The 16,687-nt window shown below is 44.3% G+C and carries 9 protein-coding genes; 5 read left to right on the top strand and 4 right to left on the bottom strand.

Going from position 1 to position 16,687, the window contains the following annotated elements:
• Positions 1–10 precede the first annotated feature (10 nt).
• The 3 genes from IR083_RS19975 (at position 11) to IR083_RS19965 (ending at position 4,971) form a co-directional block, all read left to right on the top strand.
• On the top strand, positions 11–649 hold the full coding sequence (locus tag IR083_RS19975; protein WP_194225631.1) for a nitroreductase family protein: 639 nt from the start codon (positions 11–13) through the stop codon (positions 647–649).
• Between the two features lie 143 nt (positions 650–792).
• Positions 793–2,886, top strand: a complete 2,094-nt coding sequence (locus tag IR083_RS19970) for a M3 family metallopeptidase (protein WP_194225630.1) — start codon at positions 793–795, stop codon at positions 2,884–2,886.
• 303 nt (positions 2,887–3,189) lie between these two features.
• Positions 3,190–4,971 (top strand): L,D-transpeptidase family protein, encoded by a 1,782-nt coding sequence (locus IR083_RS19965; RefSeq protein WP_194225629.1) that lies wholly within the window; start codon positions 3,190–3,192, stop codon positions 4,969–4,971.
• Between the two features lie 45 nt (positions 4,972–5,016).
• On the opposite strand, the gene IR083_RS19960 is transcribed toward IR083_RS19965, so the two are convergent.
• The 4 genes from IR083_RS19960 to IR083_RS19945 all read right to left on the bottom strand — a co-directional run bounded on the left by IR083_RS19960 (position 5,017) and on the right by IR083_RS19945 (position 8,121).
• A complete protein-coding gene (locus IR083_RS19960) occupies positions 5,017–5,322 on the bottom strand; it encodes a hypothetical protein (protein WP_006801476.1) in 306 nt (101 codons plus the stop codon).
• A gap of 143 nt (positions 5,323–5,465) precedes the next feature.
• Positions 5,466–6,170: a porin family protein gene (locus IR083_RS19955; protein ID WP_044216837.1), complete on the bottom strand. Its 705-nt coding sequence runs from the start codon at positions 6,168–6,170 to the stop codon at positions 5,466–5,468.
• Positions 6,171–6,202: 32 nt separating this feature from the next.
• A complete protein-coding gene (locus IR083_RS19950; protein WP_194225628.1) occupies positions 6,203–7,426 on the bottom strand; it encodes a M16 family metallopeptidase in 1,224 nt (407 codons plus the stop codon).
• On the bottom strand, positions 7,423–8,121 hold the full coding sequence (locus IR083_RS19945; protein WP_194225627.1) for a DNA alkylation repair protein: 699 nt from the start codon (positions 8,119–8,121) through the stop codon (positions 7,423–7,425). The genes IR083_RS19950 and IR083_RS19945 overlap by 4 nt, the downstream gene beginning before the upstream one ends.
• Positions 8,122–8,950: 829 nt before the next feature.
• Here IR083_RS19945 and IR083_RS19940 point away from each other — a divergent pair.
• Together IR083_RS19940 and IR083_RS19935 are read left to right on the top strand one after the other, a co-directional pair.
• Positions 8,951–9,373 carry a T9SS type A sorting domain-containing protein gene (locus IR083_RS19940; protein WP_194225626.1) on the top strand — a complete coding sequence of 141 codons (423 nt, stop codon included), beginning with the start codon at positions 8,951–8,953 and terminating at the stop codon, positions 9,371–9,373.
• A 19-nt stretch (positions 9,374–9,392) separates the two neighbouring features.
• Positions 9,393–16,667 carry a glycohydrolase toxin TNT-related protein gene (locus IR083_RS19935; RefSeq protein ID WP_194225625.1) on the top strand — a complete coding sequence of 2,425 codons (7,275 nt, stop codon included), beginning with the start codon at positions 9,393–9,395 and terminating at the stop codon, positions 16,665–16,667.
• Positions 16,668–16,687: the final 20 nt, after the last annotated feature.

Genomic DNA, 16,687 nt, shown 5'->3' with positions numbered 1-16,687 from the left:
AAAGAGAGCTATGCAATTAAAGAAAGTTAAGAATCAGGCCAACAATCTGTTTACAGAACGCACTTCAATCAGAAAATATAATCCGTCGATAAAAATCAGTAAAGAGGAAATGTCCGATATCCTACAAGATGCAATGACTGCGCCCTCGTCATTTAACTTGCAACCCTGGCGTTTTTTCATCTTCGACAGCAAAGAAGGCAAAGAATTGATAAAGCCATATATGATGTTTAACCAGCTGCTATGGGAGACCTCGTCTGCTATAATAGCCATCTATGGCGACATGGACAATTATTCCTCTGCCGATAAAATACTGTCGGCCAATGTGGAATATGACTTAATGACACAGGAACATAAAGACAAAATGCTGGAAATAATGACTGTTTATGGTGCAGGTTATACAGAAGAAAGGTTAAGAAATTCCATCCTGCTCGATTGTGGCTTTGTGACAATGCAACTGATGCTTGCCGCTAAAAATTACGGATATGACACCAATCCTATAGGTGGATTTTTGCGTAAAGAGCTGACCGAAGCCCTTGAACTTGATCCGAAACGATATATTCCCATATTACTTTTATCTATAGGGAAAGCTGCCGAAGAAGGTAAAGATACAGTACGTTTCTCTGTAGATGAAGTTACTCAATGGAGATAATTTATACTGTGAACAATCTATAAGAGATAACAGTTTACAACAAGGCTAGAGTCACAGACCAATTTAGCAACAGTTTAAATCGTACCGAAGATATATAACTTAATCCTATCTATTACTTTTTAACTTTAAAACCCCTGATTTATATGAAAAAACTCATATTATCTATTTTATTATTAATAATAGCGATGACAACAATTCAAGCTCAAAACCCGTTCTTTTCGGCGTATAAAACGCCTTACGATACACCTCCGTTCGATAAAATAAAAAATGAACATTACGAACCTGCCATAGAGAAAGGTATCAAAGACCATACTATGGAGATAAACAAGATAGTAATGATCAGGGCTGTCCCTACTTTTGAGAATACAATAGTACCACTAGAGGAATCAGGGAAACTTCTGTCCCGTGTTACATCAGTGTTCTTCAATCTGCTGAGTGCGGAAAGCAATGACGAAATGCTGCAAATAGCCCAACGGGTACAACCGAAGCTTTCGGCGCACTCGAATGAAATCAATCTGAACGAAGGGCTGTTTCAGAAAGTGAAAGCTGTATATGACAAACGATTCGAATCCAATCTTAATCCTGAGCAGATCCGTCTGGTGGAAAAGACATATCAGGGATTCGAAAACAGAGGGGCTACGCTCACCGGCAAGGATAGGGATACCTATAAGGAATTATCTTCTAAATTGAGCCAGTTAACTCTAACTTTCGGACAAAATGCGTTGAAAGAGAACAACAAATTCGAAATGTTGCTGACCGATAAAGCAGACCTAGCCGGACTTCCTAAAATAGCATTAGATGCAGCTGAAGCGAAAGCCAAGTCTAAGAATAAAGAAGGATGGTTATTTGACTTATCAGCCCCAAGCTATATTGCATTTATGAAATACTCTTCACGCCGCGATCTCCGGGAAAAGCTATATAAGGCATATACGACCCAATGTGCTGCAGGCGGTGAATTCGACAATCAGGAAAATGTAAAAGAAATAGCCAAAACCCGTATGGAAATCGCCAATTTGCTGGGTTATTCCGATTATGCAACTTATGTATTACGCAACAAAATGGCTAAGGATAAGAAGCATGTATATGAGCTGCTCGATAATCTGTTCGATGCCTATACCAAAGCTGCCCGCGAAGATGTGAAAATGGTCGAAGGTTTCGCTGTAGGCATGGAAAATAAAGATATAGATCTTCAGCCTTGGGACTGGTCATACTATTCCGAAAAACTGAAAGATGCCAAATATAGTGTCAGTGACGAACTGGTACGTCCATACTTCGAACTGGAAAATGTAAAGAAAGGCGTATTCGGCCTGGCTACCGATTTGTATGGCATCACTTTCAGAAAGAATACAAAAATTCCCGTTTACCATCCTGAAGTAGAAGCGTTTGATGTATTGGACGAAAAAGGCAACTTCCTTTCCGTGCTTTATACAGATTTCCATCCCCGTGAAGGAAAAAGACAGGGTGCATGGATGACTGAATTTAAAGGCCAATACATAGAAAAAGATAAAGACTCCCGTCCGCAGGTGCTTATTGTAATGAACTTTACCCGCCCTGCCGGTACAGAACCTGCTCTGCTTACTTTTGATGAAGTAGAAACATTCCTACATGAATTCGGGCATGCATTGCACGGTATGCTTACAAAATGTACTTACGAATCTTTATCCGGAACCAATGTTTTGCACGATTTTGTAGAACTGCCTTCTCAGATAATGGAAAACTGGCTGACAGAAAAAGAATATCTGGATAAGTTTGCCGTACATTATAAAACAGGTGAGAAAATACCGGCCGAACTGGTAAAAAAACTTGTGGATGCAGCTAACTACAATGCAGGTTACCTGTGCTATCGTCAACTATCCTTCGGATATCTGGATATGGCCTGGCACACACTTACACAGCCATATACAGGCGATGTGATCGACTTCGAACGTAAAGCGATGGCTAAGACCGCTCTTCTGCCTCTGGTAGATGGCAGCGCTATGTCCCCTTCATTCGGACATATATTCTCGGGCGGATACGCAGCCGGATACTATGGATACAAATGGGCTGAGGTACTTGATGCAGATGCTTTCGCCTTGTTCAAAGAGACCGGAATTTTCAACAAAGAAACAGCAGAATCGTTCCGTAGAAATATCCTCGAAAAAGGAAATACAGAAGAGCCGATGAGCCTGTATGTCAAATTCAGGGGACAAGAACCGTCTGTGGATGCATTGTTGATTCGCAACGGTGTGAAAAAATAATAATTTTTGTTTTTATAAAAGGCTATTTCAACACGGAATAGCCTTTTTGCTTTTATCCGGCTGATGTGGATTTTTATAAAAAAGAACTACTATTTACTGTAAATGGTATCATATAAATTTTTCAAAGAACTCCTTATCAACAACCCTTATTTTCTGATTGTTTACTTATAGATAAATATTTCAAGATTTGATTACAACTTTACTTTGTTAAGCCTATTTTGTATATTGTCATTTTATAAAGTTTTATTACTTTTGTGTCGAAATAATAGAACGAATTACACACTTGACACATCATCAGCCTTCATGAAGTATTTCCTTTGGTTCTCTTTCCTTATATTCTCATTTTTTATAGTTAGCTGTAAAAAGAAAGAACATACAAAAGTCAGCGAATCTGACAAAAAAGAGGTTCTCCAATCCAAATTTGCAAGAAACTATCCGGAGTTTGATCTCCGCATATTACAAGAGTCACTAAAAGCCCATACGACTAATGATTCCGTATTAAAATCAATATATACTACTACAGAGTTCAATCCCGTATGGATACATGACACACTCGATACAAAAAGATTATATACGTTTATTGATATTTTGAATCAGGTTGAAGAGCATGGATTGTCTCCCGAATTATTTTCTTCGTCAAGAATAAAAATGATGGCAGATGCAATAGACTCTGGCACCTTTGTTAATAATCTGGATACAGTGTATAAGATAATGATCGCTTTGGAAGAGACATCGACCAGGTCTGCCATAAAGTATATTACAGGGATGAAATACGGCTTTACCGATCCCAAAAACCTGTACAAGAAAGATTATGATATCGTTACCTCTGCTCCCGATTCTTTATTCTATAATAATCTATATGCTGAGATAAAAAAGGATCCCATTTCGGCTGTACTCAATTCACAGCCGTCAGAGGATATCTATCTAAGGTTGAGAGAAGAGTATAAGCTTTTAAGAACCATACAAGAAACAGGCTTTAAAGAGATAACTTCAGGTGATGTTACCTATAAACTCGGTGATAAGAGTAAACACATTAAAGACATTGCAGGCAGGCTTATGTTGACCGGAGAATATAAACCAGATTCGATAAGTAGTGACAGTCTCCACATAAAGCTGGATGAAGAGTTGCTTGCTGCAATAAATACTTTCAGACGAAGGAATTCATATCCGGAAGAAGCAGAAGTTGGTAAACTAACTATAAGCGCACTAAACAGACCTTTTGAATATTACCTTGCTAAGATACGGGCAAATATGGAAAGGTATCGCTGGAAACGGGCTAAAGCAAAACATTATAAACATATAGAGGTAAATGTGGCTGCTGCCATGTTAGTTGCCAATAATACTAAGAATGACAGCCTGCCTCTGATATCCAGAGTATGCGTTGGTTCGGTAAGGAATAAAACCCCTCTTCTCCAAAGCGATATTAGCTATATGAACCTCAATCCCATATGGAATGTACCGACAAGTATTGCTCAAAAAGAAGTAGCTGTATTGCAGAAAAAAGATCCTACTTACATCAAACGACATAACATGAAACTATACAAGGGCGGTAAGGAAGTAGATGTATCGTCAATCAATTGGGAAGATGTCAACCCCAGTAAGTTTTCTTATACTATCAAACAAGATCCGGGAGGAGGAAACTCACTTGGCCTGGTGAAGTTCATGTTCAACAATGCATTCTCTGTATATCTTCACGATACTCCCAGTAAACTCGCATTCAACAGAAAAAACAGGGCCGTTAGTCATGGCTGCGTGAGAGTACAGAAGCCTTTCGACCTTGCATTTTTCTGCGCTTCACCTGTAACTGAGGTTTATAAAGACCAGCTTTACCATAGCATAAATAAGCCTCCGGTATCTGATGAAGGTAAGAAGTTGCTTAAAGAGCAGAAACTAAAGAAACTACCCGATATTATCAATATCGATAAGGACAATAAGATATCCTTATTCATTGATTATTATACTGCATTTATGTATCCTGACGACGAGGCACTGTATTACGCCGATGATATCTATGAATACGATAAGCTAATATTGGACGCTCTGAATCCCAACCAAACCGCAGAAAAGAAAAAGGAGGATAAATAGATTCTCTCCTCTTACCTTATTTCAGCCTTTTATTAAAGGCCTGGATCACTTTTCATCAAAAAAGTCTGCAGCTCTCTGGCTCAGGTCATGAGCGCTTTTCTTTGCTTTATCTGCAAAGCTATCCACTTTATCCACTATTTTATCCGTATAGCTCTGAGTTTGCTTCGAGACATTTGTGAATAACTCTCTGGCCTTCTCTATAAAATCTTCACTCTTACCTTTAAAGAATTTCTCCCAATCTATATCAAGACCTTCTTTATCCATATAGTCTTTTACTACTGATATAGACTTAATTGCCTCCTCCTCTGTGAGTCCGACTTCAACCTGAAGTCTCTTTACCAAATCTTCCATATCGTACTTATTATTGATTATTCTGTAAATATAAAACAAAATGAACAGATAAAAGTTCTGATTTGCAGCATCATAGGAACCTGATAGAAACAAAGAAAGAACTGAATATCAGTTCCTCCGGGATAGTCACACTATCTATATTTTTAGAAGCGAAATCCTAGTGCCACCGACATATTACGGTTTTTCAAGTCCCGTCCATCATCGGCAACATTATGAAAACCATATTCATAGGTCAGGTTTATCGTCCATATATCATATATCAATCCTACCCGTCCCAAGACTCCGTAATCCCATCGATTCCATTTTCTCAAAGCAAATGTTTCTTCTTCATATGAGGGTATTGTAATTTGTGTACCTTGTACAACACCATCCTTTATAGTTGTAGCATAGGCCTCTCCCCGGTTCTTACCTTTAAAGCCGTACGCAACGTAGCCTCCGGCATTGAAATTTATTGCAAAATGTTTTGTCAGATACACCTCATATCCAAGGCCTAATGGAATCTGCAAATAGTCTGCTGCTGTATTACGAAGAGTATCGCCATAATATTCAACATCCATAGCTGTATTATACTCACTTCTCTGGATATGCTGTTTAAGCCCTCTCTTCGTTACATAGAGACCTGATTGTAGCTGAATATTATGCAGTATTTTAAAGTTGACATTAGCACCTATCGTAAAACCAACCTTAGGCTCTTTATACATGTTGGCGCCTTTGATATCCATTGTAGCAAAGTTGAAACCGAACAGGAGATCTGTGGTCAAACGTTTTCTTATAGTCTGAGCATTCGCAATGGAAGATACCAAAACTAACAAGCCGACAAGTAAAAATATTCTAGATACTGTTTTCATAAAGCTTATATCGTTCCACAAAGTTAAAAGAATTAATTATATAATAAACTAAAGAGTCTATTTTCCTCAAAAATTTCATTTGCCACAGCCTGTATCTGTTCTGCTGTTATAGATTCAATCTTACGAAATGTTTCTTCGAGGGTATTATAATGATTGTGATGGAAAAAACTCTTTCCAAGCGACAGCGCCATATTTTCATGATTATCGCTCATTACACCGATCTGTCCTATAAGCTGCTTTTGGGCTATTGACAACTGCGATGTACTAAGTTTATCATTCTTTATCCTCTTCAGTTCTTTGTGTACCAGATCTATACATTTATCAGCATTACGCTTGTCGCATCCGAAGTAAATAGTTAAAATGCCGGTATCTGTATAAGCCGTCGCAGTAGAATCGACACTGTATACATACCCTTTTTTCTCCCGAAGCGAAATATTCAGGCGGCTGTTCATACCCGGCCCTCCCAATATATTATTCAACAGGTTCAAGACTTTCCTATCGGGTTCAAACATCGAATACGAACGGCAGCCTATCAAAGCATGCACCTGAGATGTCTCCTTATTTTCAGTCCTTTTTTCCAGCTTTATTTCGGCAGGAACCAGACGTCCATTCGGACATACAGCGCCGGAAAGACCGGACAGATACTTTTCGGCAAGATACACGACTTTCTTAAAGTTTGTATTTCCCAACGAAAAGAAAACAGTATTGGACGGTACATAAAACCTGTCAACAAAGGCTCTTGCTTTCGGTGTATCAAAGTTTAACAGCGTATCGGGTTCTCCCAAGATGTTATGTCCTATCTGGGAACCATTGAAAACAAGATTCTCAAACTCGTCAAATATCAGTTCCGACGGATTATCCTCATAAGAATGTATTTCATCTATAATGACTTCGACTTCCTTATCTATCTCCTGCTGAGGAAACCGGGAATGGAAGGTCATATCGGATAACAGTTCAAACGCCCGTTCGAAATGCTGTTCCAAAAATATGGCATAAACAACGGTCTCTTCTTTATTCGTATAAGCATTTAGTTCTCCCCCTACATGCTCCATACGATTGATTATGTGATGAGAACGGCGTTTCTTTGTCCCCTTAAACAACATATGCTCCACAAAATGAGCCATGCCATACTCTTCAGGGTTTTCATCACGTGTCCCGGCATTCACGATAAAGCCGCAATAAGAGACGTTTCCTTCCATTGGTTTATGTACAATGCGAAGACCGTTAGATAATGTATGCGAATGGTAATTGATCATTTCTTCATATAATATGCCCGTTCTTCAGGCTGGAACTTCTCTATAGAATAGCGTAACATTGTCCGCGGCATTTCCTTATGAAAACGATTGAGAAATGAACACAACTTATCTTTATCCTTTTTACCGGCTTCACGCAGCATCCAGCCAATGGCTTTATGCATCAGATCATGCTTATGGCACAGTAATTTTTCAGATAAAGCGAATATATCGTCCAGATCTCCACGCCTGATAAAAGCGAAAGTAGCCAGAATAGAAATACGCTGATCCCAAAGCAATGCGCTCTCGGCCAATCTATAAAGTAGCGAGCGGTCTTTGTCCACAAGATACTCTCCCACTATATCTTTTGCACTCAGGTCTACCAAGTCCCAATTGTTGATATATCGAGTTTTCGACAGATAATAATCACAGATTTCTTTACGTTCTGTTTCTCTGGCCTTCTTGAAGCGTTCTACAAGAATAAGCAATGCACAAAGACGGCATTCATGATATTCACTCTCCAATAGCTTGGTAACTTCCGGGAATGGAATATCCTTATATTTTTTCGCCACTTTGCGGGTATCAGGCACCACAACCCCGATAAACCTGTCACCTTCGCCGTATTGCCCTTTCCCTGTCTTGAAAAAGTAAGGCAGAAATTCCTTCTTCTCCTGTGTGGAGTATGATTCGAGTTCTTTTTGTATATCTTTTGCAGTCATTGTATTTAGAAAAGGTAACAAAGGTAAATTGTTTTTCTAAACATCTAATAATTAACATGCAACCCTTCTTTTAAAATATAGTGAGTAACAAACCAGTGACAAAAATGCAGAAAACAACATTAGCCCAGTGGATTGCTGTCTGTAAAGATACTTTTCTTTTCCGATATTAGCAACTACTAGTCTTTTCCTTTCCGTGACATCATTATACAGGCAATAGTCGAGTGATAAAAAACGACAATCATAAAGATGGTTATTATATTCGTATCAAGATGAATAAAAATTAACAAAAACCTTTCAAAATTAAAAAATAACATTTACTTTTATCACAGTATCGGATTTATATCGCGAGCGGCGAATACCCGGTTCTATTTATTTGAACTCATAAGAGAGACATTATAGCTATCCTTACATAAAAATCTGACAATTTTTTCTTGACGGGGATGGTAACAAATGTTCCACGTTTCTTGTTATATACGAGAGGCGTGGGACTTCTTGCTCATTTCGTCAAGTGGCTTTGTCAGAGCCTTTATGTAAAATAAGTTATAGAAGTTCCCATGCCTCTTTTTATATAACCTTAATATTCCGGTTGCGGGAACTGCCGGATATACTTAACCCAATGGAAACTACCGCCGGCCTTACGGCTGTTCTTCCAATAATTTTTTCCCGTTTGCGACAAACGGATACCTTTCAGGATAGCAGCTGATTCTTATTGCCTTTATGCGCTTACGGCAAACAAGCCGTATGTTAATTGCCTGTCAAACCATTTCTCCGGTCTGACACTAATTTCCATATTAAAATATAAATAAAAACAATTAAACCTTAATAGGATATGAAAACTCATATACTTATTTTATTACCGTTCATAGCTGTATTCCTATGTACAGACGCTTACGCGCAGCGCATCGAATACAGCTACGACGCATCGGGCAACCGGATATCCCGGAAAAAGGAAATCGTACTGACCAAATCGGCGGAAAGCCCGGCCACGGTCTTTACAGAGGAACTGGCCGAAAGGACAATCAAAATTTATCCGAACCCGACGGAGGGCCACCTGAAAGTTGAAATATCTGATTTCGAAGCCTGTCAATCCGTAAACCTCAGCATTTATAATATGCAGGGACAGGTTGTAATTAAACGTAAGATGGAATCGTCCGTTTGCGACCTGGATATCAGCGGCAGGCCTAACGGGTTGTATGTGCTGCAAATCAATATCGACGGCGAGAACACGTCGTGGAAAATTATCAAGAAGTAAAACTTAACACCTGTCTTATATGAAAAGGATTTTACTCATCATACTATCAGTACTGCTTCACCTGGCTGTTATAAATGCACAGACAGGCAATACACAGTCCACAGCGATAGACCTGGGCACAAAAAGCGGCCTGTTCAGCTATACGGATACCCGGAATACAACCGGTTATACCAATAATTACACGGGCCAGTCCTCCAACGATGTATATTACAAGTTCACGCTAACTTCCGCAATGGATATAACAATTTCCCATTGCGGCTCGGAAGTCAATGATACCTATGTGCACCTGTTGAATGCTTCGGGCACAAGGATTGCCTACAATGACGATTATAGCGGGGACGGCAAATGTTCCTCGACCTACCAGTCCTACCTGAAGATGACCAACCTGGCGGCAGGAACCTATTACGTTGTCTCGGAAGGCTACAGCCAGAACGGGAACATCACAACCCAGATCATGGGCGGTGCTAACAGGGTGGAATACGACATGGGCACAAAAAGCGGCTCATTTACCTATTCCCATACACAGAACACTACCAGTTGTACCAATGGTTACACTGGTCGCTCCACCAACGATGTGTTTTACAGGTTTACAACTACCGTGACAATGGATGTGGTTATCTCGCACTGCGGCTCGGCAGTCAGGGACACATATGTCCACCTGCTGAACGCTTCGGGAGGAATTGTCGATTCTAATGACGATTACAGCGGGGAGGGGCAATGTCCAAGCTCCACGCAGTCCTATCTGAAAATGACAAACCTGGCCCCGGGAACCTATTATGTTGTTTCGGAGGGTTACAGCCAGAACGGGGATATCACCACGCAGGTTTCCGCAACGGTCGCCAACATACAGGGCGACAGCTTCCAGAACCCAATCATAGCAGGTACATTCAGCAATGATTTCCAGTATTCCGATACAAAGAATACGGCTAACTTTACCAACCGGCATACAGCACGCGCTGCCAGTGATGTCTATTACAGGTTCACGCTGGGCAGAAAAATGCTGGTCACCATGACGCATTGCGGCTCAGCCCTCAGTGATACCTATATGTACCTGCTGGATGCATCGGGCAACCAGATCACCCTGGATGACGACTATTCGGGGGACGGCGCGTGCTCCTCTTCGCTGCATTCCTTTATACAAAGGCCGCTGGATGCCGGAACCTATTACGTGGTATCGGAGGGCTTTAGCCAAAGCGGGAATATCACAACCAATATTACCGGCTATGCCTCCGATGAGTTCGGCTACCCGGATATCCCTGACGCTTACAGCTCCGACAAGGAAGTGGTTGCTTCCCCCGGTGGAACATTCAGCGTGTCACCTATGGGCGGGGCAGTCTATTCCATCCCGATTAACATTCCTCAAGGCGTAAACGGCTTGCAACCCACCCTGTCCATTACCTACAACAGCCAGGCGGGCAACGGCATAGCGGGCTGGGGATGCAACCTTTCCGGCCTGTCGGCTATCACGCGTGCACCGAAGGATATCTACCATGACGGCACGGCTAAAGGAATAACAAACCAGGCGGATGAGGCCTACCTGCTGGACGGCCAGCGGCTGGTTTACGCATCGGGTACGGCAGGCCAGGAGGGAGCCGTTTATTACCCGGAATCCGACCCCTTCACCAAAGTAATTGTCCACGGGACATACAACACGGCGACAGCCAATTCGTGGTTCGAGGTGCAGTCCTCCGACGGTATAAAGTATTACTACGGCAGCACGGATAACGGGCGGCAGGATTATACCGCGGGCAGCCAGCCAAGGATACATGCCTGGTACCTGGATTACGCGGAAGACCCGCTTGGCAACAGGATGACATACCGCTATTATCATTCCGGCAACTTCGTCTATCCCGACATGATCTCTTACGGGGACAATAAGAACGAGTCCGGTACGCTGGGAAATACCATCCTGTTCGAATATGAATACCGGAACGATATAACCCCTTTTGTCATCGAAGGAATCAAGGGACAGGTAAGTTGGCGGCTAAAAGCCATTACGGGCCGTACGGCAGGCATCACTTACCGTCGCTATGAACTTCAATATAATGATACAGACGACGGTACGGCCACGAAATTCTCCCGTCTGGTAAACATAACTGAAAAGAACGCAGCGGGCGAGGCCATGAAGCCGCTCGTACTGAACTGGCAGCATCTGCCCACCTTCTACCAGACCGCATCTTCCGTAACAATCCGTGGTTCAGCCCCCGGCAGCCAGAAACTTGTTTCCGCCGACCTGAATGGGGACGGGCTTGCCGATTTAGCAGGAATACACGACAGCCAGCCTGTTACCGAAAGCGCTTCCGGCCGGCCGGTAGGGGACTCCCGTTGTTATGCATATATTTACTGGGCTTCACGGGATACAAACGGGAATGTACAGTTTACAACAGGACAGGAATATGCCTTGCTCTCGGATTTTGAACTGGATTTTACAAAACAAAGGGGGGCCACTATGGTAAACGATTTCAACGGGGATGGCGTCAACGACCTGCTGATTCCTTTCCTCTACGGTTACAATGCCCTGCGGCTCCATTTCGTCGGCGGGGCTTTAGAGGGAAAATACCTTATCTGCCCGTTGGGAAGCGCCGACATGCCTTTATATGCCGCAGCCGATATCAACAACGACGGCAAGGGCGAGGCCGTTATCCTGAAAAAGGGGCAAAGCAACGGCCAGTATGGCGGATCAATCTTCAGGCATGATACGGGGACTACCTTCAGCCGGACCGACTTTAACGTCAGCCTTCCCGCAGCACCGGAAAAGCTGTTCATCTCGGATTTCAACGGCAACGGGCTGAATGACATCATAGTATTCTACAGCGGTGGATATGCTATCTTCTGGAACCAGGGCAACGGCATCACCACATCCACATTCTCCGACAGCAATAAAAAAACAAACGCCGCCATTGGCGCAGGTTATTGGACGATGATCCGTTCCGGGGATTTCAACGGCGACGGCCTGATGGATTTCTTAATAAACGATACGGGTAACAGCAGCTGGTACTTCGGTATGAACAACGGCGACGGTACATTTACCAAATCGCTGGCCTGCACGCTGAGTATTTACGACCAGGATTTTACAAGCAAGGATGACGACAAGTTTGACTGTATAGTTTATGATTTCGACTTCGACGGCAAATCGGACGTGGTTATCACCAAAGCCATGTATACGAGGAAATCCGACCTGTTCAAGACCTGGGGCGAATTTAACAAGACATACACCTACTGGATGCGTTCGACGGGCAGTGCGCTTACGCAGGTAGCCTCGGCTACTTCCAACAGGGAAGAAGACGCCCTTTGGTCACGTTATATACCGGGCGACTTCAACGGCGACGGGCAGGTGGAACTGATAAACTACGGCTATAACTGCCACAGCAGCGTCAACGCAAATACCGAACCTCTCTGGCGTTTGTACAGGAACCCTAATTATTCTTCCGCCAGCGGCAAGGTACGCGGTTTTACCGACCAGCTTAACGGGACAACAAGCCCTGTTTACGCTCCACTAACGGATAACAGCATTTATACCGGGGAAACGGGAAGCGCTTATCCCATGGCGGATTATACCGTACCGCTCCATGCCGTCAAAACGGTTGTAACAAGCAACGGGGCTGCCGGCACAATGACGACCGCTTATCAATACAAGGGGCTGAAAGTCCACTTACAGGGAAGAGGCATACTGGGGATGGCTTCACAGACGACAAGCAGTACGCTGGGTATAGTGACCGAAACGGGCGTCAAGGCATGGAACACAGCCTTTTATGTCCCATCGCAGACCTATACAAAGGTGACAATGGACGGCAAGACGGCGGAGACAAACCGGACAATAACGGTTGTCGACAAGGGCACGAAGAAATACTTCGCCTACCCTTCCACCAAAACGGAGAAAGACCCTGACGGAAATACGGTGACGACAACTTATCAGTTCAATACCACCTATGGTTATATGACCGAGGAAAAGGCGGACTTCGGCGGTAATATGTATAAGACCGTACAGTACGGTAACTATATCCTTGCCGGAGGAAGCTATAAGCCGCAGTTAATAACATCCATACAGAAGCATAGCGACGACGCTTCCGCCTTTACGCAAAAGACGGCCATTACATACAATGCTACCAAGGGCTACCGGACACAGGTGATTGAAAACCAGAGCTCTTCCCTGCCATTGACCACCGATTATACCTGTGACACCTTCGGCAATGTGCTGACATCCAAGGCTACAGGTTCGGGCATTACGCCGGTTACCAACTATTATAATTACGATGCGACCAAGCGGTTTGTCGTCAAAACCTATACATCCCCGGCTTCAGCCGTAAACACCTTTACTTATGACAGGTGGGGCAATGTACTGACCGAAAAGGACGAAACGAACGCTTCCGACATTTTGACTACAACCCATACCTATGATAACTGGGGAAACCGGACTTCCACCGTTTACCCGGACGGGCAAAAAACGACGGTAAAACGGGGATGGAACAATAATTCCTCGAAGCGTTACTTTGTCCTGACGCAGGGGACGGGACAGACCTGGATAAAGACTTGGTACGACAACAAGGGCCGTGAGGTGCTGGTGGAAAGCACCGGGGAAAAAGGCATGGCTGTCCGGCAGGCGACAAGCTATAACATGAAGGGGCAAGTATCCCAGAAACAGGTTCAGACCGGAAGCCTGACCCTAACAGAAAACTTTACATACGATGCGAGGGGAAGGCTAGCCGGGCAGAGCAGCAGCGCGGGACAAAGCAGCACATACAGCTACGGCAACCGCACGCAAACGACTGTTACCAACGGGCGGACATATACGAAAACCTATGACGCCTGGGGAAGTATCAAAACATCCGTCGATCCGGCAGCGACCGTAACCTATACCTATAAATCATCGGGCAAGCCGCAAGCCGTTACGACAGGGGGAGCCACCTTTACCATGGCCTATGATAATGCCGGAAACCAGACCGGGCTGACAGACCCCAACGCAGGAACAAGCACCTTTGCCTATGACGCGGCGGGAAGGCTGACGCGGCAGATGGACGGCAGGGGTAAGGTGACAACCAATACCTATAATGCGTTGGGAATGCTGTCAGCTACCACTACCGACGGCGTTGCAACCAGCTATACCTACGGTACATCGGGCAATGAACTGCTGCGCCTGACCAAGGTACAGACAGGAAGCAATTACTCCGCCTATACTTACGACCGTTACGGGCGCACGCTGACAGAAAAAAGGCAGGTGGCGGGCGAATCCGGTTTGCTGGAGTTCGGGTATAGCTACAATGCGCAGGGGCAACTAAGCTTCGTGACCTATCCGGGCAGCTTGCAGCTAAACAGGCAATACGATGCCTACGGCAATTTATCGAAAGTATTGGCGGGTACGCAAACCATCTGGGAACGGACGGGGGAAACAGGCCTGGTAACAACCGCACAACTCGGCGGTACGCTGACGGCTACCCGGACCCGAAATGCGCAGGGATTGCTGACGAATATGAAAACGGTCAAAGGCTCGACTGTGTTGCACAATATGGACTATGTGTTCAACGGGGTGACAGGTAACCTGACATCACGCACAGGGATGCTTCCGCAAGCCGAATCGTTCACCTATGACAATATGGACAGGCTGACCACCGTAAAACTGGGAAGCGCTACCACTATGAGTGTCGGCTATGCCGCGAACGGCAATATTACCTCCAAGACAGGCCTGGGTAATTATACCTATCATACGGCCCAACCGCATGCCATACGTTATATAGACAATACGGGCGAGCCGGTACAAGACCCGGTTAATCCGATTGTAACAACCTATAATAAGCTGGTATCGAACAAGCTGCAAACGGTAGCCTATAACGGCTTTAATAAGGCCTATGCACTGACCGATTCGATAGGCAATGACGCATACAGGCTGGATATTGCCTACGGCCCTGATATGCAACGCTGGAAAACGGAACTCAAAAAGAATAATTCCTTGCAGAAAACAATTATATTTGCAGGGGATTACGAGCGCGTAACCGCAGGTGGAACGACGAAGCAACTGTATTATATTTCCGGAGGCGACGGACTGGCGGCTGTCTATGTGAAGCAGGCGGGACAGGCGGATAAGATATATTATGTTTGCACCGACCACTTGGGCAGTATCATCAAGCTGGTGGACGCCAACGGAACCGAAGTTTTTAAGGCCTCTTATGATGCCTGGGGACGGCAGGTAATAGCTAACAACAGCTTCGCATTCCACAGGGGATATACGGGGCATGAGCACCTGGCGGAGTTCGGACTGATAAACATGAACGGGCGGATGTACGATCCGGTACTGGGACGCTTCCTGTCTCCCGACCCTTATGTGCAATCGCCGTTGTTCAGCCAGAATTTTAACAGGTATGCATACTGCTGGAATAATCCGCTGAGGTTTAACGACCCTGACGGGGAATGGATACATATCGCCATCGGTGCGTTAGTCGGAGGGGTGATAAACTGGGGCGCACATGGCTTCAGAATGGATATGGAAGGATTGAAAGCCTTCGGTATCGGGGCGGCTGCCGGAGCGATAGGCGCTGCCACCTTTGGCGTGGGACTCGGTGCGATGGGCGTTGCAGGTGCAGGGCTTACCAGCCTGGGAGCTGTGGGAGGCGGAGGATTCCTTGCCGGAGCAGGCGCAGGGTTATTCAGCTATATGGCTTCCTCTCCGGTACTATATGCCGGTAACCATTACATGCTTGGAGACCCGATGCCTACCCCGGAAGAATACATGCTAGGTGCCGGATTATCTGTTTTAGGTTCCGGGCTTACACAGGGACTGGCTGCCAGTGCGCAGGGCGGTAATTTTCTTGACGGCAGCATAAACGAGAGCTCACTGCTATACAATGCGCAGGTATCGGCGATAAATGAAAATCTGAAAGCTCCAATGGCAGCAGCGGATGATATGGATGCTGCTCTGATGGAAAGGGTTGGAAATAAGAACGTCGGTAATTTTCTGGATAGTAGGATTGCAGGACAGACAACTGATGCTATAGTTCCATATTATCCTTCTAACAATGGGGCTACTAGTGCCGGTTGGAAATATGACTACTTAAATGTAGGAGATATTGTGGATCGATTTGGTTCAGAATATGGAACATTTGTAAGTAGACCAGGTACCCCTATACCAATGAGGGCTCTACCACCTAATAATAGTGGAACTTATAATACATATGAAATATTGAAACCAATACCAGTTATGAAGTCAACAATTGCACCAGCGTTTGGACAACCAGGAGGAGGAATTCAATATAAGTTGCCATTTACAATAAAAGAGTTAAAAGGAATTGGGTACATAAAATGAGTTAAATTATAGACGTAAAA

Source organism: Dysgonomonas sp. GY75 (assembly GCF_015234155.1).
In the GTDB taxonomy this organism is placed as follows: Bacteria; Bacteroidota; Bacteroidia; order Bacteroidales; family Dysgonomonadaceae; genus Dysgonomonas; species Dysgonomonas gadei.
Note: the sequence above shows the minus strand (reverse complement) of the source record. Positions and strands in the feature narration are given on the sequence as shown.

Bases quoted from the DNA above. Each gene is read 5' to 3' on its own strand.
- IR083_RS19970 (WP_194225630.1), top strand. From the start codon at position 793: ATGAAAAAACTCATATTATCTATTTTATTATTAATAATAGCGATGACA.
- IR083_RS19960 (WP_006801476.1), bottom strand. From the start codon at position 5,322: ATGGAAGATTTGGTAAAGAGACTTCAGGTTGAAGTCGGACTCACAGAG.
- IR083_RS19940 (WP_194225626.1), top strand. From the start codon at position 8,951: ATGAAAACTCATATACTTATTTTATTACCGTTCATAGCTGTATTCCTA.
- IR083_RS19950 (WP_194225628.1), bottom strand. From the start codon at position 7,426: ATGATCAATTACCATTCGCATACATTATCTAACGGTCTTCGCATTGTA.
- IR083_RS19965 (WP_194225629.1), top strand. From the start codon at position 3,190: ATGAAGTATTTCCTTTGGTTCTCTTTCCTTATATTCTCATTTTTTATA.
- IR083_RS19955 (WP_044216837.1), bottom strand. From the start codon at position 6,170: ATGAAAACAGTATCTAGAATATTTTTACTTGTCGGCTTGTTAGTTTTG.
- IR083_RS19935 (WP_194225625.1), top strand. From the start codon at position 9,393: ATGAAAAGGATTTTACTCATCATACTATCAGTACTGCTTCACCTGGCT.
- IR083_RS19975 (WP_194225631.1), top strand. From the start codon at position 11: ATGCAATTAAAGAAAGTTAAGAATCAGGCCAACAATCTGTTTACAGAA.
- IR083_RS19945 (WP_194225627.1), bottom strand. From the start codon at position 8,121: ATGACTGCAAAAGATATACAAAAAGAACTCGAATCATACTCCACACAG.